Genomic DNA, 22,634 nt, shown 5'->3' on the forward strand with positions numbered 1-22,634 from the left:
CTCAAACGCTGAGAAAAGCAGCTTTCCCAGAGGTTTCCGGACTGGTTAGAGAGCATCTCCAATGCTTCTCTTCTCCGCGAAGTACGTTTCCACAACGTCGATACACTGACGCCACGAGATAGAATCTCGTACAAGCAACCGATGAAACAGCATGACCTCATGCCCTATTGAACTGGTCAACACTTCCCGGCGGCGATCCGAATCTTCAGCCCGCTCTTCCGGGAAGGGCCATGTTCTGGCAACCAGAACGTGACCGACAGAATAACACTCAAACGCAATGAAAACGACTTTACCGTAAAGGAGTTCATCGCGATTACAAAGCGACTGCTGCCGTGAGTGTTTACACTTCATTAGACTGATCCGGGGGAATGATTCTTGATACCTGATCACTTGCATCGTAACTTTCACTAATGCGTGATTCATGGGAACCATGCTCTAGCAAACCACGCTCTAACAAAGTGTTCCATCGGCTTGCACGGCCATTCCTCATTGCTATGACTTACAACATTATGGCTTATAACGAAAACACCAGCATGGTCACTCAGTATCACGCAGACTGCGATTGCATCTGCTGTTAAATGTTAAAGTTGACTGGCCATTGTCTTGGAAACTCGTGTTTTAGATCCATCATCAATAAATCAGAGCACTTGTTACAGGCCGTGCGCTCAGTCTGTGTTTTGATCATCGTGATTCCTGAAGGGATATTTAATGCATCGTTTCAATTTCACTGCGCTCGCTTTGCTGACAACCTTGATTGTTTCTACAACGTTCGTTGCGGGAATTTCGGCACAGGAGAGTGCCTCAAAAGCAAAGGCTGCCAGTAAAAATCGGCTCCCTTTTTATTTCGGAAAGCTTGGTGTCACCAACTCTCAACGGCAGCAGTTGTACAGCATTCAGGACAGCTATGAGAGCAAGCTCGAAGCACTCCGGAAAGAGATGAAAGACCTTCTGAAAAAACGAGATGCAGAAATGCAGCAACTCCTCACCCCTGGGCAGAAATTACGCCTTCAGGAGTTAAAAACACAAACGGTGAAGGATGCAAATAAAGGAGAACAACCAGCTCCTCAGGAAGAGGTGAAAGAAGAATAGATGTTCTGACGCGGAGTCAGTGTCAGCGACAACCTGAGAGGAAGGGCGTGCGATTTTCGGCATGATCGTGAGCCCGACTCTCCCAATAAAGGTTTGACTCGCAAAGCATTCGTTAAGCAAAAACAGGTTGTGGGATCACATCGGTCGTCGTATAATCAACGATTGATATTGCAATAGAATTCATTGCGTGTTCGCCCTGCCGAAATGTTGTCGACGTTTCGCTTTCACTCACTCCCCAACTCCTGTGGTTGTACGAGGTCAATTCGATTCGCATCGAGTTCCTCATCGTGCAGCCTGAAACTTTTTGTCATGCCCACAAACCATTTTGCCGTTGTTGTTTGCTGTCTGTTGGGGAGCCTGTTTGGATCTGTCTCCCTCGCTGATGCAGCTGAGGTTCTTTTTGAACGAGACATTCAACCGATCTTCACAAAAAACTGCGGGAAGTGTCATTCAGAAAAAGTTCGCAAGGGTGGGCTGAACGCTTCGTCGATGGCTGGTTTAGTCAAAGGTGGAGAATCGGGAGAATCTGCGATCGCAGATTCGGTCGACGAGAGCATGTTGTGGCTCATGCTCGATGGTGGTGGGATGCCACCAGAGGATCAGCCGCAGTTGACTCAGCAAGAGCTCGAAACAATTCGCCTCTGGCTTTCGCAGGGAGCAAAGTCCGAGCGTCCAGTTTCTATTGAAGAAGAGCAGCTTTCACAGCATGACGTGCTGCCGATTCTTCACCTTCGATGTGTCTCGTGCCATGGTGCACAGCGACAAGATGGCAAGCTCGATCTGCGAAGTCCCGAATCGATCCTCAAGGGGGGCGAGAGTGGCCCCGCACTAATTGCCGGCAAGCCGGATGAAAGCTTGATGATTCAGCGGGTCGAAAGTGAAGCCTGCCCACCACATCGATTGTTGCTCAAGTTTTTCGTCAGACGTCCGCCAAATTCTGAGCTTGAAAAGCTCAAAGAATGGATCGCCGCTGGCGCGCCGGTCCTCGACATCAAACCGGATATCGCCACCCGGGAACCTGATCTTCTGGTGACGGATGAGGATCGACAGCACTGGGCGTTTCAACCACCAAAGGCCGCTTCGGATAAGAGTTCAGTCGATGAATTCATCTTGTCGAAGCTGAAGGAAAATCAACTCACGTTCTCACCTGAAGCAGACCGGTCAACACTCATTCGACGTGCGTACATCGATTTGATTGGAATCCCGCCGAGTGTTGCAGAGTGGGAGAAATGGCGAACATCGCCAGCGGCTGACTGGTACCCGCAAATGATCGAGGAGTTACTGGCATCTCCTCATTATGGAGAACGCTGGGGGCGATACTGGCTGGACGTTGCGGGCTACGCTGATTCTGAAGGAGGCGTTTCCGCTGATCCGATTCGCCCGGTGGCCTGGAAATACCGGGATTATGTCGTCCGTTCGTTCAATGAAGATAAGCCGTATGACCGCTTTTTGCTTGAGCAGATCGCGGGTGATGAATTGCTCGACGCCGAGCGGGCTTCAGTTGTGACCGAAGAGATGGTGAACAACTTAATCGCCACCGGATTTCTCCGCATGGGAATCGACCAGACAGGTTCCCGAACGATGAATTACGTCCCCGAACGCATTGGCGTCATTAGTGACGCGATACAAGTTCTGGGGTCAGGAGTCATGGGCCTGACGATGGGCTGTGCGCGTTGCCATTCACATAAATACGACCCAATTCCGCATCGGGATTACTATCGTTTCAAAGCGATTTTGAAGGGGGCTTTTGATGAACACGACTGGCTTAGCTTCAAGAATCGTAAGCTGAATATTGCGACGCAGGAACACCTGGAACGGATTCAGGCCGTCAACCCTCAAGTTCTGAAGGAACTGAAATCACTTCAAAATCAACTGAAGAAAGCGACAGCCGCCGCACAGATCGCGGTGCTGAAGTCCCATCATCCCGAACAGTCTGAAGCCGATCGCACAGCAACGCTGGCAGCTTTAAGAATCGCTGACAACAACCGCACACTCCCCCAGCGAATTCTTGTCGAAAAGCTGACCCGAGCCGATTTACTTCCGGATGAGGAACAACCGGAATCGGTCTTAGCTGCCCGCTTGAAAATTCAACAACTTGAAACCGAAATTCAACTCGTGCAGTCAAAGCTGGTGCCACCCGCGACGATTCGCGCGCTCTGGGATCGCGGACAACCGACGCCGACTTACGTTCTGCTACGAGGTGAACACAACAATCCCGGAACATTCGTGGGACCGGGGGTTCCGTCGGTCTTGACGGACGGTCAAACACCGTTTGAATATGCACCTCCCTTTCCGGACGGAACTCCGAAAACTGGTCAGCGACTTGCCTTTGCACGCTGGCTCACTCAACCAGATCATCCGTTAACAGCACGGGTGATGGTCAACCGGATTTGGTATCACCATTTTGGAACAGGAATCGTCGAGTCACTGGACAACTTTGGCAAGAAAGGAGAGCGGCCTTCGCACCCGGAATTGCTCGACTGGCTGGCGGTTGAGTTCATGGATCGTGGCTGGAGCATCAAAGAGATGCACCGTTTAATTATGAACTCGCAAACATATCGCCAAGCAAGTCGTGTGACCGAGCAACACCTGGAACGCGACCCGTCAAATCTCCTGCTTTCACGAATGCCCATGCGAAGAATGAACGCTGAAGCACTGCGAGATTCCATTCTGTTCATTTCGGGAAAACTCGACTTTTCACCCGGCGGCCCCCCTGATTCCGTATCGATCGATCGCGACGGGTTAGTCAGTGCGAATCCGACTTCCACCGGTGGCTGGCGGCGAAGTTTGTATGTCCAGTACCGCCGCACCGAAATTCCGACCATGATGGAAACATTCGACTACCCGGAGATGGGACCGAATTGTGTCTCACGGACGGTTTCGATTGTCTCGCCACAATCACTCATGCTGATGAACAACAGCCGAGTTTATGAACTTTCACAAATACTCGCAAAACGAGTCCGCGATGAACTGCCGGAATCGGATAAGGACAATCTCGAAAAACAGATTGAGCATGTTTACGAGCTAATGTTGTCTCGCCGCCCAACGGATCAGGAAAAACAGGTCGGAATCGAGGCGATCAAAGAGCTACAAATGCTCTCCGATGGAGAAACTCCTCAGCCATTAGAAACGTACTGCCACACGATTTTAAATTCCGCAGCCTTTTTGTATATCGATTAGCAACCAGGAATGATTGGCCCGTCGCTGGAGCGGGAAAGCACCAAGTTGTTTTCCATGCGTTGTCCCCCCGAACGAGCGGCTTGATCGATCTTTTTTTTGGTTACGGCAACAGAGGCCACGATAGGATTTCGGATGACGACTCAGCATACACGACGAGACTTCTTTTCCCGGACGAGCGATGGCCTCTTGGGCGCAGCGTTGACGCATCTCTTTTGTCAGGATTTCTTTGGAGGACAGTCCGCACTCGCCAAAGAGAAGGAACATCCCCCGGCAAATACTGTTCACACTCTTGAACCGAAGCCAACGCACCACCCCGCGAGTGCTACGTCTGTGATTCAGCTCTTCATGAATGGCGGACCCAGCCAGATGGACCTGTTTGACCCCAAACCGGTTCTGAACAAGTACGACGGCAAACCGTTCCCGGGAAGCGTCGAAGAACTTGGCAACACCAGCACAGCAGAAGTCGGCGTGGTGATGGGGGGCCAGTACAAGATGGCTCAGCATGGAGAGTCCGGGCAGTGGTTTGCGGACATCTTACCGCACACAGCGAAAATGGCAGACGACCTCTGCATGATCCACTCGATGTGGACCGACCACCCGAACCATGACAACGCCTTATACAAAATCCATAGCGGCCGGCTCTTCATGGGCTATCCAACTCTCGGAGCCTGGACCACTTACGGACTCGGAACCGAAAATCAAAACTTGCCTGCGTACGTTGTGTTAAATGATCCGCTAGGAATGCCGAAGAACGGAACTCGAAACTGGACAGCTGGCTTTTTGCCACCTTTATATCAGGGAACACGGCTGCGACCGACCGGGTCTCCAATTCTCAACTTGAAACAACAATACGATCAATCGACCGCTGTGACTGAATCAGCGACCAGATTGCTCAACCGGCTTGATGAAATTCACCGGACTCAGCGACCACATACCCCTGAACTCGATGCGCGCATTGCTTCGTACGGATTGGCAGCCAGGATGCAAATGTCTGCCAGTGAAGCACTCGATTTGAATCGTGAAACTGCGCAAACATTGTCGATGTACGGAGTCGGAGAGAAAGCAACGGATTCCTACGCGCGGCGTTGCTTACTCGCGAGAAGGTTGGTCGAACGGGGGGTCCGCTTCGTACAGATTTTCCTTGAAGAACAACCTTGGGACAGCCATGTCGACCTCGCTTCCAATCATCGAGGAGCTTGTGAACGGACCGACAAACCAGTGGCAGCGTTGCTTCGTGATCTGAAGCAGCGAGGACTGCTTGATTCAACTCTTGTGATCTGGGGAGGAGAATTTGGACGAACTCCGACATCGCAAAAAGCAGGAGATGTCTTTACTGGCCGGGATCACAACATGCAGGCCTTTACTTCATGGATGGCAGGCGGAGGCGTGAAGCCGGGAATGCGTTACGGAACCACCGATGAATTCGGGCATAGCGTTGTCGAAGGTCCAGTTAGTGTTCACGATTTTCACGCAACGATCCTGCACCTGCTCGGCCTGCACCATCAGGAACTCTTCTACATGCGTAGTGGTTTAGAAGAACGCCTCACAGGGTTCGAGCCACCACGTGTCGTCGAGGAGATCATTGCGTGAACAAATTCGAAATCAGTCGACGAGAACTCATCTCCAGCACCGCGACAATTGGAGCAGCTTCGATATTATTTCCAACGCTGAAACTCTCTGCCGGGGATACAAGAGAATTGAAAATTGTTGACACCAACGCCAGTCTTTTCCAATGGCCGTTTCGGAGATTGCCGCTCGATGAGACAGAGACTCTCATCAACAAATATCGTGCATTGGGTGTCTCGGAAATCTGGGCTGGAAGCTATGAAGCTTTGCTACATCGCGACCTTGTCGGAGTCAACGAGCGGCTCGCTGAGAAGTGCCACGAGACTCCCGAGTTGATAGCCATCGGCGAAATCAATCCCGCACTTCCCGGTTGGGAACGTGATTTCGAATTATGCGTCCAGAAGCATAACATGCCTGGATTGCGTGTTCATCCGAACTACCATGGGTACAAACTGGACGACCCGAGTTTCATCAATCTGTTGAAGTTGGCAACCGAAGCTGAAAGGTTCGTTCAAATCGCAGTCGCGATGGAAGATGCAAGAACTCAGCATCCACTGGTTGCAGTCCCCGATGTCGATCTCGCTCCGCTGCCGGGAGTCTTACTAGATTTTCCCGATGCCAAAATTCAGATTCTCAACTGGAAACCTCGCGGAGCGATCACTTCGCAACTTCTTCAGCATCGGGGAATTTTTCTTGACGTCGCGCGCGTTGATTCTACCGATGGCATCGCCAAGCTGATTCGCGAAGCTCCTGAAAACCGTATCCTCTTCGGAACGCATGCTCCGTTTCTGATTCCCGAAGCAGCCATGATCCGTGTTGCAGAATCAAAATTGAATGAGAAAGAACTTCGTTCGCTGCTATCGGGAGCCGCACAAAGTTTGAACCGAAAAGTGCTCTGAAACTTCGCAAGATATTCAACGCTGAAACACAATCATGACCGACGTCACGAATTCGCTCCTCAGGCACACAAAGCTTCTTGATCCGGAGCAGCTGAAGAAATACCGCATCTGGGATTCGTATTTCACTCCGTCTCATTCGCATCCCGGTGCAGATGGGCGAAGCCAATTGATTGCAGATATCGAGAGAACGCTGCCGACTATTGAACTCGCGCACATTGAAAAGCTTTGCTACTTCGCGCATGTTGGAGTTGGAACAACGGCCGATAAAGATCTGGAAGCATTACTTCGTTCGAATCCCGATGCCGTACTTGAACCGCTTCAAAAATGGCCGGACTTGCTCCTCGGAATGATTCAACTCAACCCGAATAATGTCCCGGCTTCACTCGATGCCATCAATCGCTGGCTGGCTGATGGTCCGATGCTGGGTGTTTACTTCCCCGGAGGTGGACCGGCATCGCTGGCTTGTTCACACCCCAATTTCGACAAACTGATTCCGCGAATTCACGAGCTGAATGGGGTGATCATGCAGCACACCTGGTATGTCACCGGTGGAAAACCGGGGCCGGGAATTTCGACACCTGCTGAACTCGCAACGCTCGCGACGAGATACCCAGAGCAAAAATTTCTTTGCGCCCACGCTGGTGGTGAATGGGAGAAAGGAATTCGAGCGATACAGGCTTCACCGAACGTACTCATTGAAACATCCGGATTCGATGCGACAGCCGGTTTCATCGAAATGGCAGAGCGAGACTTGGGCCCCAAGCGGGTCATCTTTGGCAGCCATCTCCCCTCACGGTCACTCGGCACGGAACTTAGCAAAGTCATCGCTGCCAATATCCCGGAGCGAAGCAAACGATTGATGCTCGGAGAAAATTATCGCCGCCTGGTTTCTCGAATTTCACAATAACGACGTGGGCAATCATGATCTTGGCGAAGTAGTACGGGACCATTGTCCCGTCTGTTTTGCCCGGGACAATGGTCCCGGGCTACTTACTGTGTGAATCCCATCTAATGAGTTATGGTCTCACCGGGTGTCTAAATGAGTTACTGAAGACCTGAACGAAAATGCTCTAAGACTGATGACTTTTCAGCATCGCGGCGATTCCCATTCCACCTCCAATGCAAAGCGAGCCGATTGCACAGGTCGAGTTTCCGTTGGAAATCTTCCAAGCCAAATGAGACAGCAATCGTGCTCCGCTGACAGCTAATGGGTGACCAATGGCAATGGCTCCTCCTTCGCTGTTGAAGTCGATCTGGTGTCCGGTCGATATGGAAACTTTTCGGTTAGTTCGGTCAGTTGCATCCAGATCGATCTTCAGTTCAAGTTGATGCAGGCATGCCAGCGTTTGAGCTGCAAACGCTTCGTTGATTTCGAGAGTGTCGATGTCATTCCAGTTGCTTTTGGTGCGTTGTTGCAACTTGGAAATGGCATGGACCGGACCGAGCCCCATGCGCTCTGGTTCACAGCCAACGACGACGCCATCGACCCATTCGGCGAGGACTGGCCAGTTCTGCTCAAACGCAAATTCACGTTCAGCGAGCAGCAACATCGCAGCTCCGTCATTGATGCCGGATGCGTTGCCCGCTGTGATTGTTCCATCTTTTCTGAAGACGGTTCTCAACCCGCTTAACTGTTCCCTCGTGACCTCCGGACGCGGATGCTGATCGGCGATGAGTTCCCCCATCGGGATCACTTCGTCTGAGTACTTTGCTTCGTCCGCTGCAACTCCGAAAAGATGTTGGCTTCGCTGTGCAAACGCATCTTGTTGCTCACGAGAGAGATGAAACTCCGTCGCCAACTCTTCCGCCTGCATTCCCATGTGATGATCAGAAAAACTATCGACGAGCCCATCGCGCTGCATGGAATCGATGATGTTCTCGAAATCAGGCTCCTGCTTCTTTCCCGGTCTTTTGACGATCAGCGACGATTGAGACATCGACTCCGTCCCCCCCGCAAGAATCACATTGGCGTCACCAGCTCGGATTGCTTGTACTGCCTGCAAAGCAGTTTGCATTCCCGATCCGCACATCATGTTGACGGTCTGCGCAGGAGTGCTGATCGGCAAGCCAAGCTGAACCCCGACTTGACGGGCGATGTTCATCCCATGTCCGGCAGAGAGAACATTCCCCAGGATAATCTGGTCGACCAGTTGGTGGTTGATGCCCGTCAAGGCTGCCTGCCCCGCAGCGACCGCCAAATCAACCGGCGATTGGTCCGCAAGTGCGCCGAGAAATTTCCCAAATGGTGTTCGCTTGGCACTGACAATCACAACTCGTTTCATGGTCTTACTCATTACTGATTTTCATCACGCCGACAGATCGGATGATTGGTTCAAATTCCATTTGATCAACGACATCTTTTTGGATATCAATTCCTGGAGCGACTTCGACGAGCTCAATCCCTTCCGACCTCATTCGAAAAACAGCTCGTTCGGTCACGAAGAGGATATCGCGTTTGGCTTCGCGTGCTACTGGACCGCTGAAGGAGACTTGCTGGACTTGCTTGACGAATTTGGCGATGCGGCCCTCGTTGAGAATTCGAAGTTGAGAATCTTTGAATTCCACTTCCAGCCCGCCTGTTGTCAACGTTCCGCAAAAGACGAGTCGTCGTGCATTTTGCGAGATGTTCACAAATCCTCCGACGCCGGCGAATCGTGTACCGAAGCGGGAGACGTTCACGTTTCCGTTTTGATCCACCTGAGCTGCCCCCAAGGCTGCGAAATCGAGACCGCCTCCATCGTAGAAATCAAACTGTGCGGGCTGATCGATGATCGCTTCCGGATGCCGAGAAGCTCCGAAACTGAGACCCCCAGCGGGAGCCCCACCGAAGGGCCCACTCTCGACAGTTAAAGTCACGGAAGAAAGAATTCCACGTTCACTTGCCACCTCTGCAATGCCTTCGGGCAGACCGATTCCAAGGTTCGCAATCGCCCCCGGTTGGAGTTCATCGCAAGCACGCATCGCGATGATCCTGCGGGCATCCACCGCAAGAGAGTCCTTTTCCAAGGATTGACCGCCAGCGGGAGTCCGAGCGTGAAAGGGGTTACAGAAGTCGGCATTGAAGGGCTCTGCGAATGTTTGCCAATGTTCATCTTCCTCAGCCAGGACGATTGATGTGACAAGTCGTCCGGGGACTGCAACTCGCTGAGGAGCTGCTGGCTTTTCTAATAATTTTTTCACTTGGGCGATGACGATTCCCCCATGGTTGTGGGCAGCTTGAGCGATGGGAAGCACATCACCGATCACAGCTTCGTCATCCATGACCAAGTTTCCATAAGGGTCGGCAGCTGTCGCGCGGATCATGCCTACGTGAATCGGGAAGCTGTGATAAAACATCCACTCCTGACCTCGCAGCGTGACGCGTTCAACCAGATCCTCGGTCGTTTGGTCATTCAGTTTTCCACCGCAGTTTTGCGGATCAATAAACGTCCCCAGTCCGACACGAGAAATCGATCCAGGTCGTCCGGCAGCGATGTCCCGATAAAGATGGCAAATCACCCCCTGTGGAAAGTTATATGCTTCAATCTCGCCAGCCAATGCCATCTCGCCCAGTCGCGGGCAAAGCCCCCAATGTCCACCGATCACTCGTTTCAAAAGTCCGGGATGAGCAAGATGATTCAGCCCGCGAGTTTTCCCATCACCTTGCCCCGCGGCATACACCAGCGTCAGCCCGAGCGGTTTGCGATGCTTGAGGAATTTCTGTTCAAGAGCGACAGTTAATGACTCTGGATGTCCAGCACCGACAAATCCACCGCAGGCTATTGTTGTCCCATTCTGAATTTGATCCACAGCCTCCTGAGCTGAACAGAGCTTGGCGTTCAGCGAGGTCAATTCGGTTTTGGAAGAAGTCATTCAACAACTCTGCTCATCAGTCATGTTCCGGAATGTTCCGGGTGGAAACGGAACATTATCATAGAGTCATCCGACCGAAGAGGGGAGTCGAAAAAATCTCAAAGCAGTTTGCTCTACCGAGCACCCGTGTAGAACACGCTTCACCAGCAATATTGCAGTTCGCCAAGCAGCAGAACACGAATAGCAATTCGAAAAACGCTATCGTCTTCGCAGCTTGGGTCCAGCGGAGTGAATCCCAACATCATTCAGTTTTAAGATTGCATCGATGATAGATTTCATATTATTAACTATGCCCTAAAGCGAACAACACGTTGACTTCAGCCAAATTCGGCGCGTGTTTTCACTCGCAGCAGGGGAGTCCCGCCCTAACGTCCAATGATTTATGGAATCGTGGTCGACGTGATTTGCGGGTTCATTGCATGCAGTCGTTTTGTACTGGTGAGTTATAGTGATGATTACCGACATCGAGACGTATTTTGAGCTAGGGTGTGGGCGGTGCGAGCGATTTGCCACGGCGGATTGTTCAATACGCCAGTGGAGCCAAGGCCTCAACGAGCTTCGAGAAATTTGCCTTGAGTCTGGCTTGGTGGAAACGCTCAAATGGGCACATCCGTGCTATATGCATGCTGGTCGCAACATCGTAATTCTCGGAGCATTTCGAGGTGACTTTCGCATAAGTTTCTTCGACGCGGCGCTGATGAAGGATGCGGAAAAGGTCCTGGAAAGGCAAGGGCCGAACACGCGGCATGCCGATATGATTCGGTTTACGGATAATGCTCAAGTGGAGCTAATGAAGCCAACAATCAAATCTTATTTAGGCGAGGCAAAAGAGTATGCGGATGCTGGAATCAAGCCGCCGAAAGAGGAAATCACTTTCGAAATACCGATTGAACTTGCCGAGGCCCTGGAAGCCGACCCGATCCTTGCAAGTGCGTATTATGGTCTGACGCCAGGCCGGCAAAAAAGCTACGTGATCAATCTCAATTCAGCAAAGAAGTCCGAAACGCGAAGATCTCGAATCGCTAAATTTCGAGATAAAATCTTCGCAGGCAAAGGAGCAATGGAGCGATGACTCGTGTTGAAAAGCTCCAATTCGCATGCCCTTTTAGTGACCTGAGCGCAGCAGACTCAGCTTGACTTCCATGCTTTCATCATTGGTCCATCTCCTGTCAACTTGAAGGGGGACGTTTTCGTCACCTGTGCACCAGCGAGCACTCGACCATTCCCACTCCACTGCGATCTCGACAAGTTGACTTCGTACCGAAGTCTTCTTTTGCTGAAGCAGATTTTTCCTGAGACTGAACTGCTGACTCTTACCTTCTCTCATTGGATCTTAGAGCAGTTTGCACAACCGTGTGCCCGTGAAGAACGCATTTCACCAGTAAATTTGCTGTGCGTCACGAGGCAGCACCTGCAAACCAATTCAAAAGATGCTCGAGTCACATGACCATCAACCGCCGGATTCCCCCCCAACGAGTCCACTGCAGTAGAAGTATCCTTTTAATCTCACGCTTTCAAATTTATCATGCGGTTGGAAGATAGAAGAGGATGGAAGTCGTTGACTTTTACAGAAACGTCTGGAACTGATCCTGAAACCTGAAATCGCCCTCTCAAGCATTGAGAAAATGCGATTATTCCAGAGGTTTTCGGACTGGTCCTAGAGCAGTTTGCTCGACCGTGTGCCCGTGAAGAACGCATTTCTCCAGTAAAAATGCTGTTCGCCACGAGGCAGACCCTGCAAACCAATTCGAAAGAAGCTCATACACCAACGAATCATCGCTGACAAAAGGGCAAGATGTCTTCATGGAGCCGAAAGCCAAAGTTTCGTGTCCGAGTTGTGGTCAAAAGTTCCGTGTTCAATCCGCAATTCTCGGTCGTAAAGTTCGCTGCAAGTCGTGCAAAGAACGTTTCGTTGCCAAGGCGGTTGATCACGATGCATCAAATGACGATGCAATGAGCGTTGATTTGTCGCTCGACTCTTCATATCAGGAGAGTCAAAATGCTCCCAACCCGCCGCCACTGGGACAGATTGGCGATTTCCAACTTCTGGAAATTCTTGGGAGTGGTGCATTCGGGCTGGTCTATAAAGCTCTCGACACCAAACTAGGACGAATGGTGGCGATCAAAGTCCCTCGCTTCAGTATCGACGAGAAAAGCAAGTCACGGCGATTTCTTAACGAAGCGAAAACTGCCGCACGCCTGCGGCATCCGAACATTGTGGCACTCTATGAAAGTGGTGTCACCAATGACGGACAAATGTATCTGGTCAGCGAATTCGTAGAAGGCAAAACACTTCTACAACATATCCGCAAAGGGTCCTTAAACCTCAAAACGAAAGTTCGCTGGATTCAAGATTTGGCCAGAGCGTTACATGTTGCTCACGCAGAGGGCATCGTTCATCGCGATATCAAATCAGAGAACATTCTAGTCAGCGATGCTGATCAGCGTCCCCAGATCACCGATTTCGGACTCGCTAAACTCACCGATGACAATTCCTCGATTCAAACTCAGGATGGAAGTCTACTTGGCACCCCAGCTTACATGTCGCCAGAACAGGCACGTGGTGAAATCGAAAACGTCGGCGCAGTCAGCGATTTGTATAGCCTAGGAGTCGTTCTCTTTGAGTCTCTTTCAGGAAAGCGTCCCTATCGGGGGAGACCGCATGAAGTCATTGCAGCAGTCGCATCCTCTTCGACACCGCCGCAGGTGAATGAATTCAATCCTAAGCTCCCCAAAGAACTGGTCGCCATCTGCGCGAAAGCGATGCACAAGCAGCAAGCATCTCGATATCAAACTGGTGAGGAGTTTGCAGACGACCTCGACCGCTGGCTAAATAGCAAACCAATTCTAGCAAAGCAGTTCTCTGGAATCGGCTCAAAAAGAAACATTCTCATTGGCTCATCACTCTTGGCATGCGCTCTCATCATCGGGTTGATCTTTTCCTTCTGGGGAAATGATTCCTCAGAGCAAAATGTGGCATCAGCCGGGGCAGTCACAGAAGATTATTCTGATAGCGAGGAGCCCAAAGCAACAGGAGAAACCGCTGTTGTCGACACGCAGGGATCCGTCGAGAAAAATGATTCGTCGAGAACGACTTCCACAGCAGAAGATATGGTCGACGATCACCGACTGCAGGACGGCAACACTCTCGAAACCGCACAAGCCTCTCTTGATCCACAAAGCACAGAACGTAAAGCAGTCGAATGGATCTTATCGAACAAGGGAAAGGGGAGTGCATTACTCGCTCATCAGCCAGACGGCACGCCTGTTTATACCGTCATTACTGCTTCGCTCTATGGACAAAAGATCGACTCCGGAATCTCAGTCTTACCTCATCTCAAGTCGCTGGGGTGGCTGAACCTGGGATCTGCTCAGTTGGAACCGACTGGACTCGAACAGATATGCAAGTGCCAAAACTTAACGACCTTGATGCTGCATAAAGCGAACATCAAGACGTCAATGCTGTCTCGTGGAGGGGGCATCGAAGGCTTACAAAGGTTGCTCATTTCCACCAATCATATTGATGATGAATGGGAGTTCCTGAACGACTTTCCTAATTTGCGAAAATTGGAAGTTTCTGGAGAGACACTTCCCGATTTCACTGGGCTGACCGCTCCAGCAAATCTCACTGTACTAGAATTCCCGGCTCTCGACACACTCCCCGATGATCTCGTGCAACGACTCCAGGTAGAAAACGCAGACTTGAGAATCATCTGCGGAAGCGGTGAATCACGACGTCTGGTGGGCAATACAAAGTATCTTCAGGAGGCGGAATCTCTGCAAGAAAAGCACCGGATGTCATTCAGTGGATTGCCACTCCACAATACGCAGCAAAATCAACAGAAATGGGATGGCTCAACACCATTCTGGTTTCGGACGGTGAATATCAAACACGGAACAGATCTGTCAAAAGTGCCATTCAAACCGCTGTCGCGAACCAGTAATCATTTCTATATTTTCAATGCGACAGGAACGAAATCTGCCGACCAGTTTATGGAGAAGGTCTCAGATGCACATCTCACAATCGGCTTCATGGGGTTGAAAGACACCGACCTGACAGATGACGGTTTGTTACATCTCGGAGAAAGCTGCATTGTTTCCAACTGCGATGTCGCAGGAACAGAAGTCACCGAAAGCGGAATCGAAAAATACCTTCGACTCTCTCCTCCCATAGCTGAAGTGACGAGTGATTTTGGAACTTTCTACAACTTTCCACATCCACTCGCTGAGACGAAACCTGAAAAAGTTCCGCTCAAAGAGTTGCCACTCTCTCAGGCTGAATTGCGTTCAAGCCAGTTAGCGAATGCGACAAAGAGAGGAGAACCGAAGCTGGCTGAACCTCAGATGGAGTCTGCCAAGAAATGGGAAGAGCTGGGAAAACAACTTGATGTAGCGATTCAAGCGGATGATCTGCAAGCTCTGCTCTTGATCTATGACCAACTCGCCAAAGAACCGCGCCCTGATCAGGAGATTCAACAGTTACTCGACAAGGCAACTCAAGCAAAAGATCAATTAGCAAAAAAACTGGCCGAGTCCCAAGAGGAAAAACTAGCGAAAGAGCTGACTTCGAAGGCGATTCAACGATTCACTCAGGAAGACGAATTTGGAGCATACGTTCTTGTGCGTGGGCTCCCTGATTCCATTCGAGAGACGAAAATTTGGGAGCAACGCAAAGAAACCCTTGAGCAAATTGAGGCTTTAGAATCAAAGTTTCCTTTAACGTCTCAAGGGGACTTTTTGGGCTCCCGTAAGTCCGCGAACACCGCCGACTTCTCCGAAACACAAAAGACCTTAAACGAAATTCGTCAACACGACCGCGATCACCAATTCGCGACATTACGTGTCTTCGTCGAAAACGAAAGTCTCGAATCATCACTCTTCGTTGACGCCAAAGAAGGAGCCATCTGGTTTAATGCGAATAGCATGGGTGGCATGGAAGAGGTCAAGAGCGGGGGTATCGTGATTATTGGCACGAGCAAGGATGTGAATGTCACAGAAGTCACCTTAACCGGACTTCGGCATCGCCCTGTCCAAATACAATTGCAGATGAATAAGGGAGGTGCCTATCGCGGTCCACTGATTCTCAAAGAAGCGCTGCGAGAAGAGCTCGGAGAGTTGGTTGTTCAACTCAATCCAGAACCAGGCCTGGACCTTCAAAAGGTCGACATGTCAGAAGCTCACCTTTGGGTCAGCCCAATGGGTTTTTATTCTCCAAAGTTCCCGATCAACGCTGATGGTCGCTTTGGCCCCATGCCACTTTATCCGCAAACCTATTCGCTTCAGGCTGTGCATCCAAGTGACTTTACATCCGAGCCACTTCGTCGAGATGTCAACGTGCTTCCATTAGAAACGACAATGATCGATCTACCAGTCTTTCTTCCTCGTGATGTTAAGTTTGAATGGGTCTACCGAGACGGTGAGAATGGGCCCTGGCAAACCGGGAATTCAATAATTCCATCCGGGACGAGAAGCCACTATTTCAAAGACTGGACGAAGGCTGCAAACCGGTTCTGGATCAGTTTGTCTGGGTGGACCACTCAAGGAATGCAAATTGACTGGGCGAATGCAGAAGTCTTAAAAGTCGATCCTCCGAACTGGCCTCCAGCTGAAAACTTTGGACCGTTCCCGCAACGTGGCAAACCATATCCTCGTGAGTACCCTTTAACCGAAGGTTTCACAATGGCAGTGTGGCGACGTGGGGAATTTCAGGCGATCCTCAAAGTGAGTAAAATTGAAGCTCGCCCACAGGGTAAATAATTGATGATCGTTCAGTTTACTATCCATTCTCCCTCTGGACAGAAGACCGTTTCGATTAAACGTTACGCGATTCTGATCGTCGGCAGATCGAAGAAAGCACATATCTGCCTGAACGATGACCCTCACTTTTCACGTCGTCACTTTCGTCTTGAAGTTGCATCGCCCAAATGTCATCTCATCGACCTGGACAGTCGAAATGGAACGTTTGTCAATGACAAACCCGTTCAGTCTGTTGAACTGAAAAATGGTGATGTCATTTCGGGCGGCGAAACGAAAATCTACGTATCAATCCATCACGAAACGTCTGCAAACAGTACATTCAACTTGCCTGGGAATTCTGATAACACTCCAGTGCAAACACCCCTGACGGCTAACAGTCCCCCGGAGCCATCGCCTAAAGATCCAGTATCCCCTCCCAAGGTAAACCTGAGACTGGGCCACTTCGAACTGCTGCAGGAAATCGGACACGGTTCCATGGGAACGGTATACCATGCGAGAAATCTGAACGATCAGGAGATCGTGGCCCTGAAGATCATCTTCTGTAACGGAGAAGTTGATAGTACCCACAAGCAATTATTCGTGAGAGAATCACAACTGATGAACCAACTCTCTCATCCGCGATTGGTTTCATTCCGAGAAGCTGGAGAGATCGAAGGTCAACTGTATCTATCCATGGAATACGTCGAACATCAGAAATTTGAAAACCACAGCTTCAACATGTCTCCAGCCAAACGGATTCGTTTTGCTTGTGGCATCATCTCACAAACGCTCGATGTACTCGAATTTCTTCACGAATCCCAAGTCGTTCATCGAGACATCAAACCTGCAAACTTGTTGCTTGCAAACGTGAACAACCAACTGCTGGTCAAAGTTGCTGACTTAGGATTGGCGAAAAACTACCGAGACTCTGGCGTCAGTGGGATTACCAGCGAAGGCGAAGGTCGGGGAACCCTTGCGTTCATGCCTCCGGAACAACTGGCAGGCAGTCGTGATGTCGGCCCGGCAGCTGATCTCTATTCAACCGCAGCGACACTCTACTGGTACCTGACCGGAGAATACCCCTACGACTTTCTTCCGGGTCACCATCCCGTCGCCATCGTGCTCTCGGGAAAACGGGTCGACATTAGAAAACGCCGCACCAAAATCCCTCCAGCATTGGCTGATATCATTGAGAAAGGTCTCAACGAATCACCAGAAGCCCGCTTCGAATCCGCCATTGAGATGCGAAACCAACTGAGACCCTTTCTTCGTAGAGACGCAACAGAGTAACAGGGAGAGTGGCGAAGCGACCGGTGGCTGGGCGAGGTCGCCTTGTTTAGAACGGATTGCGTGCCACGGTCTCTGCGAACCGTGCGAGTGCAGATGCAACATTCTACGATATGAAACCGTCGAGCAACAGCGATCACTCTGCACCGCACGGTTGGCACAACCGTGGCACGAAAGATTCATCATTACCAAGGCCACTCTGCCACGACGATAATTGGACATCAAAGAATCGTAATAATTTGCAGCGACCAGTTGACAGTGGAACCAAGACAGAAAGTCTCTAACCGTCGGCCCTACCGCACTGGTAGTCAAATTTGAGAGTCGTAATCAGCATCGAATCAATCTTGTTTTCGAAGCGTGAACGTGCCCTGATTGTTACCGTTACGCCACACAAAATCGATTCGTATTCCTTTGTCATCGCTGGCAATCTTCCCCTGATTATCACCCCCTGCGTTGCCCTTCACAACGCGAACTGCTTCAGCATCCCATGAGACTGAATCTCCAACAGCGGTTCCTGACACTTCACGCACCCAGTTATTACTCTCAAATCTTGCCTTAAAACGATCACTACTTCGCTCAAGCACTGTGAGCTTGAAATCCTTGAATTTGGATTCTCCATTCCAAACAGATGCAACTTGAAAAGCATCACTGAGGGTCTTGTTCGGTACCATTGACCGCTTTACAGGTGGTGTCTCATAGGGCCCTACTGACGGAACTCGCCGTCGTAGAACATCCATCACCGCTTTATAGATGTATGGATTGTTCTCATCTGCTCGCTGGTTCATTTCGGACCAGCGGTCGTATTCCAACTCCTCGAAAGCGACATCATCTAGTTTGCCAAGTTCGATTACAATGTCCCGCATAATCTCAGCTCCCTGCAATGTCCGATCCCTCAGTACCGGTGTTCCATCAGAATAACGAAGCGTCGTCAACCGCTCCCCAAGCAATTTGTCGCTGAGCAATCCATCTCGGTCCGTCCGGAAGGCGATCGGGTTCCAGAGCACGTACTCTGCGTCGTAGCTCATTTTGGACAACTGTCGCAAATGCTGCGGCTTTTGCGGCCATGGCCCTTGTGGGGAGTATTTGACCTGACCAATCGCCTCGCGAGCTAATGCATGTTCAGACCAGCGGGCCATCCCTTCCAAGAACCACGAATTTTTGAAGTACGTCGCCCCGTACTGTACTAAGTGAAACGTTTCATGCGCCGGCGTGATATTCTTCATTGGATTGAGCTTGCAGTTGACCGACATGACAATCGTCCGATCGGTCGATTTGCCCTCTGGTATCTGCCGTGCTCGCTGCGGTGAAGTGAACGCCAACCCGTTCCCGCCACCCAAATCCCGCAGACTGACCTGAATGCAGGTCACTCCCTGGTAACGTTCGCTCTTAAACGGATCTGGAAATTTTAACACCTCGCAATAAAGATGATGTGCTGCCCACACCTGCTTTGCAATATCCTCCACTCGATCTGGTACACCAGACTGATCGACGTCATCCAGCGGCACAGAATCCTTGCCTTCTGTGATGTAAAAGACTCGAATCGAGCCTAGAACGTAGTGTTCCGGGAGGAACGTTTGTTTCTCCTGGGCACAGGTTGTAGGCAATCTCAAAAAAAGAGTAATCTCAATTCGGTCCGCACTGCGGACCCTACTGTCCCTTAGTAATTCTCCCGTGCAATCTTATTGCCATGCGACTCCCAGCCCGGTAATTTCAATCTGCGGCGATAAACGCCAATGATAGTTCGCTTGTCTCGATGCAAAATATCGACAACAGATACCAACAACCTATCAGGATCGAGCGACGAAGCTGTTATCAAATTTAGTATGATTGGCGAATTGTAGAACAAATTAGGAACCACCCATTCAATGCCTACTTTCTTCGGTTGATTCGCGAAACGGTTTGCGTCTGCGAGAGAAACACTGAATGAATCGGCGAGGTGAATTTCAGGCGTCACATCACAAACCTCGTCATCCAATCGCGTCCAAACTGAATTTGCGTAATGCGGCAGCAAGACGGATTCGAGTTTGTCTCGGCAGTCACATCTAGGCATAACGCTATCAGCCCACGCAAGAAGCATGTCTTCCTGTCGCACAGACCTCCTCCCTGGTATCGCCGAGGAAATCGTTTGAGCATGACGCCAAACCTTGTGGACTTGATCAGTAAACTCTGCTGTGGGGCCTCCATTAAATCTATCGTACATTTTTTTTCACCCGCTATGGTTAAATAGGTGTCGGCAAGTCGTCAGGAATATCACCAGAATCAAAGCCAAATACGTCAGGACAATCGAAGTCAGAGCCTTGCCAATCGGTGACTTTTATATAGTCGTCAAAGTCAGGGCAGAAGTAGATGCAGCTACCGTCATCGTTTCGTATATGAATTTCGCAGTAAAAAATTGTTGCGGTGATCGCTCCTGCACAGACTTTTAAGATTGACCTTATCAAGTTCTCCATGCTAGCACGACACGCTGGGATCAACATGCAAGCGCCAATCGCAACAGTTCCTACCAAGGCAATAGCACATGGAGGAAACGCCAAACATGCTGTGATCAATGGGATTATTGGAGTTATTGGAGCTGGAGGTGGGAGTGGGATCGCATAATTCCCAGATGGGTCGGTGAAGTTCAAAGGTGACGAGGTGACTGATTGGTAGAGAGAGATGCCTGCATGGAGTCCTAAAGGGTCGCGTTGCAACCACGTCCCTAATGGACTAGCGTATGCTCGATTCCTCACATGCAACAACTCCGTCCCAGTTTCCCATCGGTATCCAGCGTAGAGAACCCTCCAGTCGTAACTGGACGAACTTCGACTGCCAAACGAAGCAGATAAGAACACTGGTGTCCCATAAGCTGAATAGGCATAACGCTCTTGAACAGTGCCGTTCGTGTTGCTGATGGCGGTGACATTCCAGTTGGCGTCTTGTATTCCGTAGAGGCGTTCATCGAGTGTGCCGTTTCCGGTAGTGTCTCGGTCTCGGAGGATGCAATCATCAATGTAGCGGAGACCCCAAATGTGTTGCTGTTCGGAGTCAGTGGAGGAATCGACACGTTCTTCGATGACCTGCCATTTGCTGGGGTCGGTGTAGTAGAGTTGGCGTGTTTCGTCGAGAACCCCGGAAGCATAGCTTTTTTGGATAGTCCGCCGTTTGGCTCCGTCGTATTCGTATTCACTGACGGTATTCGCACCATCGACGAGTTTCACTAACCGGTTCCAGGGCGGGGTGGCCTGGTTTAGAGTGATTGAGTGCCACGGTCTCTGCGAGCCGTGCGAGTGCTGATGCAACATTCTACGATATGAAAACGTCCAGCAACAGCGATCACTCCGCACTGCACGGTTGGCACAACCGTGACACGAAAGATTCATCATTATCCGGGCCACTCCACCAGGGTCAGGTATTCAAAAAAGATTAGCATAAGAAATCTGCCCCCAGAAAATCGAGAAGCCAACTCACTGGGGGCAATCTGCTGGTGCGCTTTCAAGAATTCGAAAATCAAAGAACGCAGATTGTCCCCAGCCACCCGTCGCCGAACATGTTCTATGATTGAACGATGTTATTTTTTTTAACTTCGCATGCTGTGCCGATTTCAACCTCGCACTGAGTGTGTCGACGGATCCAGTGTGTGTGCGTGACACATTTCAGTTCAGCAAACGAATCGCAAATCACTCGATTCATTCAACGTGTACCAGCGAGGTCAGTGAATACGGAATACCGAATGCTTTGAAGCGGAATTCAACAAAGGTAGCGACATGTCCTTTTTCTGGAATCACGAGTTGACCTTCATTTCTGGAAATCGGACTTGATGTCCATTCGGACGGTCGAAAGTCTTTATCTTTTGATGTTGCCTGCCAGAGTTGAATCGATGTGGTTTTCTGATCCGATTTCACATTGACGACAAGATCATTTCCGTTCGTCTTTTCGAAGCTCCATTCAATCTTCGGTAGCGGAGTATTTGAAACGACATGTTGAAAATAGACGGCGATTGTCGTGAGCGCATGCTCTCGTCCACCATCGAGACCATGACCGGCATTAGGGACTTGCAAGCAATACTTCTGTCCAACCAGATCAAACCAATAATGTTTCATCGCGTCCACGACCCAATAGGGATCGTTTGTGCCGACGACTAATAACTTCGGAAGCTTAAGACGTTCACGATAGGTGTACGGGTCCATCATCTTCCAGAGACGTTCTTCCTGCGGAGTTTCCGGATTTCCCGATTCGTGTACGAGTCCTTTACTGGTGTAGTCAGCGATTTGATCGCTGTATTTTCCCCAAGTATCTTTTTGATTCTGCATTTGAACTGTAAAATTCAAAACATCAATGACGATCGGTGCCGTGGCAACGATTCTCTCGTCAACAACCGGCGTCAACCAACTCGTCCAGCCACGTTTTGATGCTCCTGTGATCACAAAGCCATCAATCTGTGGGTTCCCGTTTTCCTTCGCAAACTCCTGTAAGGCATCCATCGCCTTTACTGCGCTTTTGACCATTGGGAAGAGAAGTGGCCAGCTGGGATCTTCGGTTTTAAGATACTTCAGCCACGTTTCGGTGATCAAATCGTCTTCAACATGGTCACCAAGCAGAGGTTGATTCGGAACTTGATGGAGGGTGGCAACACGGGCGCGACAGCGATTGGCAAGAGCAATTCCCATTTCCAGTTCTTTATCACGAGGTGCCCCTCCGATACGACCACCGGTTACAAACAACAGCATATGATTATTGTGAACGACCTCAGCAGGCTCGTAAATGACCAAGGCGTGTTTCCAGACGATGTTTTGCCAGCGTTGCGAAGTAAGCTCAAGAAAATGAACTGTTCCATGATCCGTTTTTTTGACTTGCAATTCTTTCCATCCGAAGTCCGGTTCACTTTTCTCCATAAATTGAAAGATCTCATTGGGGACCTCAGCTGCAGGTTTCTCTGCTAAAGAGGTAGCTCCCAGCACGAAAATGAGAGAGAAAGAAAGCAGGTATCTGTTAAGCGACTTCAATTTCATGATTCCATTGTTTCAAAATAAGGAGCATCAGAAATCC

14 protein-coding genes are annotated in these 22,634 nt (G+C 50.2%); 8 read left to right on the forward strand and 6 right to left on the reverse strand.

Features of this window, described 5'->3' with window-relative positions:
* Positions 1–45 precede the first annotated feature (45 nt).
* On the reverse strand, positions 46–351 hold the full coding sequence (locus tag Mal48_RS20785; protein WP_145204318.1) for a hypothetical protein: 306 nt from the start codon (positions 349–351) through the stop codon (positions 46–48).
* A gap of 357 nt (positions 352–708) precedes the next feature.
* Between Mal48_RS20785 and Mal48_RS20790 the strand changes: the two genes are divergently transcribed.
* From Mal48_RS20790 to Mal48_RS20810, 5 genes are all read left to right on the forward strand, one after another.
* A complete protein-coding gene (locus Mal48_RS20790; RefSeq protein WP_145204321.1) occupies positions 709–1,089 on the forward strand; it encodes a hypothetical protein in 381 nt (126 codons plus the stop codon).
* 309 nt (positions 1,090–1,398) lie between these two features.
* Entirely contained in the window at positions 1,399–4,269 is a 2,871-nt protein-coding gene (locus tag Mal48_RS20795; protein ID WP_197441879.1) for a PSD1 and planctomycete cytochrome C domain-containing protein, read from the forward strand.
* A 132-nt stretch (positions 4,270–4,401) separates the two neighbouring features.
* The gene (locus tag Mal48_RS20800) at positions 4,402–5,859 is read left to right on the forward strand and encodes a DUF1501 domain-containing protein (RefSeq protein WP_145204327.1); all 1,458 of its coding nucleotides are present in this window, start codon (positions 4,402–4,404) and stop codon (positions 5,857–5,859) included.
* Positions 5,856–6,734 (forward strand): amidohydrolase family protein, encoded by an 879-nt coding sequence (locus tag Mal48_RS20805; protein WP_145204330.1) that lies wholly within the window; start codon positions 5,856–5,858, stop codon positions 6,732–6,734. The genes Mal48_RS20800 and Mal48_RS20805 overlap by 4 nt, the downstream gene beginning before the upstream one ends.
* Before the next feature lie 34 nt (positions 6,735–6,768).
* Positions 6,769–7,641, forward strand: coding sequence for an amidohydrolase family protein (locus Mal48_RS20810; RefSeq protein WP_145204332.1), 873 nt, complete (start codon positions 6,769–6,771; stop codon positions 7,639–7,641).
* Positions 7,642–7,804: 163 nt separating this feature from the next.
* On the opposite strand, the gene Mal48_RS20815 is transcribed toward Mal48_RS20810, so the two are convergent.
* Positions 7,805–9,028 (reverse strand): thiolase family protein, encoded by a 1,224-nt coding sequence (locus tag Mal48_RS20815; protein ID WP_145204335.1) that lies wholly within the window; start codon positions 9,026–9,028, stop codon positions 7,805–7,807.
* Positions 9,021–10,586: an acyl CoA:acetate/3-ketoacid CoA transferase gene (locus Mal48_RS20820; RefSeq protein ID WP_145204338.1), complete on the reverse strand. Its 1,566-nt coding sequence runs from the start codon at positions 10,584–10,586 to the stop codon at positions 9,021–9,023. Before Mal48_RS20820 ends, Mal48_RS20815 begins: the two co-directional genes overlap by 8 nt.
* A 451-nt stretch (positions 10,587–11,037) precedes the next feature.
* On the opposite strand from Mal48_RS20820, the gene Mal48_RS20825 reads away from it, so the two are divergent.
* The 3 genes from Mal48_RS20825 to Mal48_RS20835 all read left to right on the forward strand — a co-directional run bounded on the left by Mal48_RS20825 (position 11,038) and on the right by Mal48_RS20835 (position 17,612).
* Positions 11,038–11,658, forward strand: a complete 621-nt coding sequence (locus tag Mal48_RS20825) for a YdeI/OmpD-associated family protein (RefSeq protein WP_145204341.1) — start codon at positions 11,038–11,040, stop codon at positions 11,656–11,658.
* Positions 11,659–12,389: 731 nt separating this feature from the next.
* Entirely contained in the window at positions 12,390–16,343 is a 3,954-nt protein-coding gene (locus Mal48_RS20830) for a serine/threonine-protein kinase (protein ID WP_145206469.1), read from the forward strand.
* A gap of 3 nt (positions 16,344–16,346) precedes the next feature.
* Entirely contained in the window at positions 16,347–17,612 is a 1,266-nt protein-coding gene (locus Mal48_RS20835; protein ID WP_145204344.1) for an FHA domain-containing serine/threonine-protein kinase, read from the forward strand.
* A 335-nt stretch (positions 17,613–17,947) separates the two neighbouring features.
* On the opposite strand, the gene Mal48_RS20840 is transcribed toward Mal48_RS20835, so the two are convergent.
* From Mal48_RS20840 to Mal48_RS20850, 3 genes are all read right to left on the reverse strand, one after another.
* Positions 17,948–19,219: a hypothetical protein gene (locus Mal48_RS20840; protein ID WP_145204347.1), complete on the reverse strand. Its 1,272-nt coding sequence runs from the start codon at positions 19,217–19,219 to the stop codon at positions 17,948–17,950.
* A gap of 609 nt (positions 19,220–19,828) precedes the next feature.
* Positions 19,829–20,806, reverse strand: a complete 978-nt coding sequence (locus Mal48_RS20845; RefSeq protein ID WP_197441880.1) for an RHS repeat domain-containing protein — start codon at positions 20,804–20,806, stop codon at positions 19,829–19,831.
* Between the two features lie 468 nt (positions 20,807–21,274).
* Positions 21,275–22,597: a PhoPQ-activated pathogenicity-related family protein gene (locus Mal48_RS20850; protein ID WP_145204352.1), complete on the reverse strand. Its 1,323-nt coding sequence runs from the start codon at positions 22,595–22,597 to the stop codon at positions 21,275–21,277.
* Positions 22,598–22,634 lie beyond the last annotated feature (37 nt).

The sequence above is a fragment of the Thalassoglobus polymorphus genome, from assembly GCF_007744255.1.
GTDB classification, from domain to species: domain Bacteria; phylum Planctomycetota; class Planctomycetia; order Planctomycetales; family Planctomycetaceae; genus Thalassoglobus; species Thalassoglobus polymorphus.

Excerpts from the sequence above, each read along its gene's own strand:
- Mal48_RS20850 (WP_145204352.1), bottom strand. The coding sequence starts at position 22,597 with ATGAAATTGAAGTCGCTTAACAGATACCTGCTTTCTTTCTCTCTCATT.
- Mal48_RS20830 (WP_145206469.1), top strand. The coding sequence starts at position 12,390 with ATGGAGCCGAAAGCCAAAGTTTCGTGTCCGAGTTGTGGTCAAAAGTTC.
- Mal48_RS20820 (WP_145204338.1), bottom strand. The coding sequence starts at position 10,586 with ATGACTTCTTCCAAAACCGAATTGACCTCGCTGAACGCCAAGCTCTGT.
- Mal48_RS20785 (WP_145204318.1), bottom strand. The coding sequence starts at position 351 with ATGAAGTGTAAACACTCACGGCAGCAGTCGCTTTGTAATCGCGATGAA.
- Mal48_RS20795 (WP_197441879.1), top strand. The coding sequence starts at position 1,399 with ATGCCCACAAACCATTTTGCCGTTGTTGTTTGCTGTCTGTTGGGGAGC.
- Mal48_RS20815 (WP_145204335.1), bottom strand. The coding sequence starts at position 9,028 with ATGAGTAAGACCATGAAACGAGTTGTGATTGTCAGTGCCAAGCGAACA.
- Mal48_RS20800 (WP_145204327.1), top strand. The coding sequence starts at position 4,402 with ATGACGACTCAGCATACACGACGAGACTTCTTTTCCCGGACGAGCGAT.
- Mal48_RS20835 (WP_145204344.1), top strand. The coding sequence starts at position 16,347 with ATGATCGTTCAGTTTACTATCCATTCTCCCTCTGGACAGAAGACCGTT.
- Mal48_RS20790 (WP_145204321.1), top strand. The coding sequence starts at position 709 with ATGCATCGTTTCAATTTCACTGCGCTCGCTTTGCTGACAACCTTGATT.
- Mal48_RS20825 (WP_145204341.1), top strand. The coding sequence starts at position 11,038 with ATGATTACCGACATCGAGACGTATTTTGAGCTAGGGTGTGGGCGGTGC.
- Mal48_RS20810 (WP_145204332.1), top strand. The coding sequence starts at position 6,769 with ATGACCGACGTCACGAATTCGCTCCTCAGGCACACAAAGCTTCTTGAT.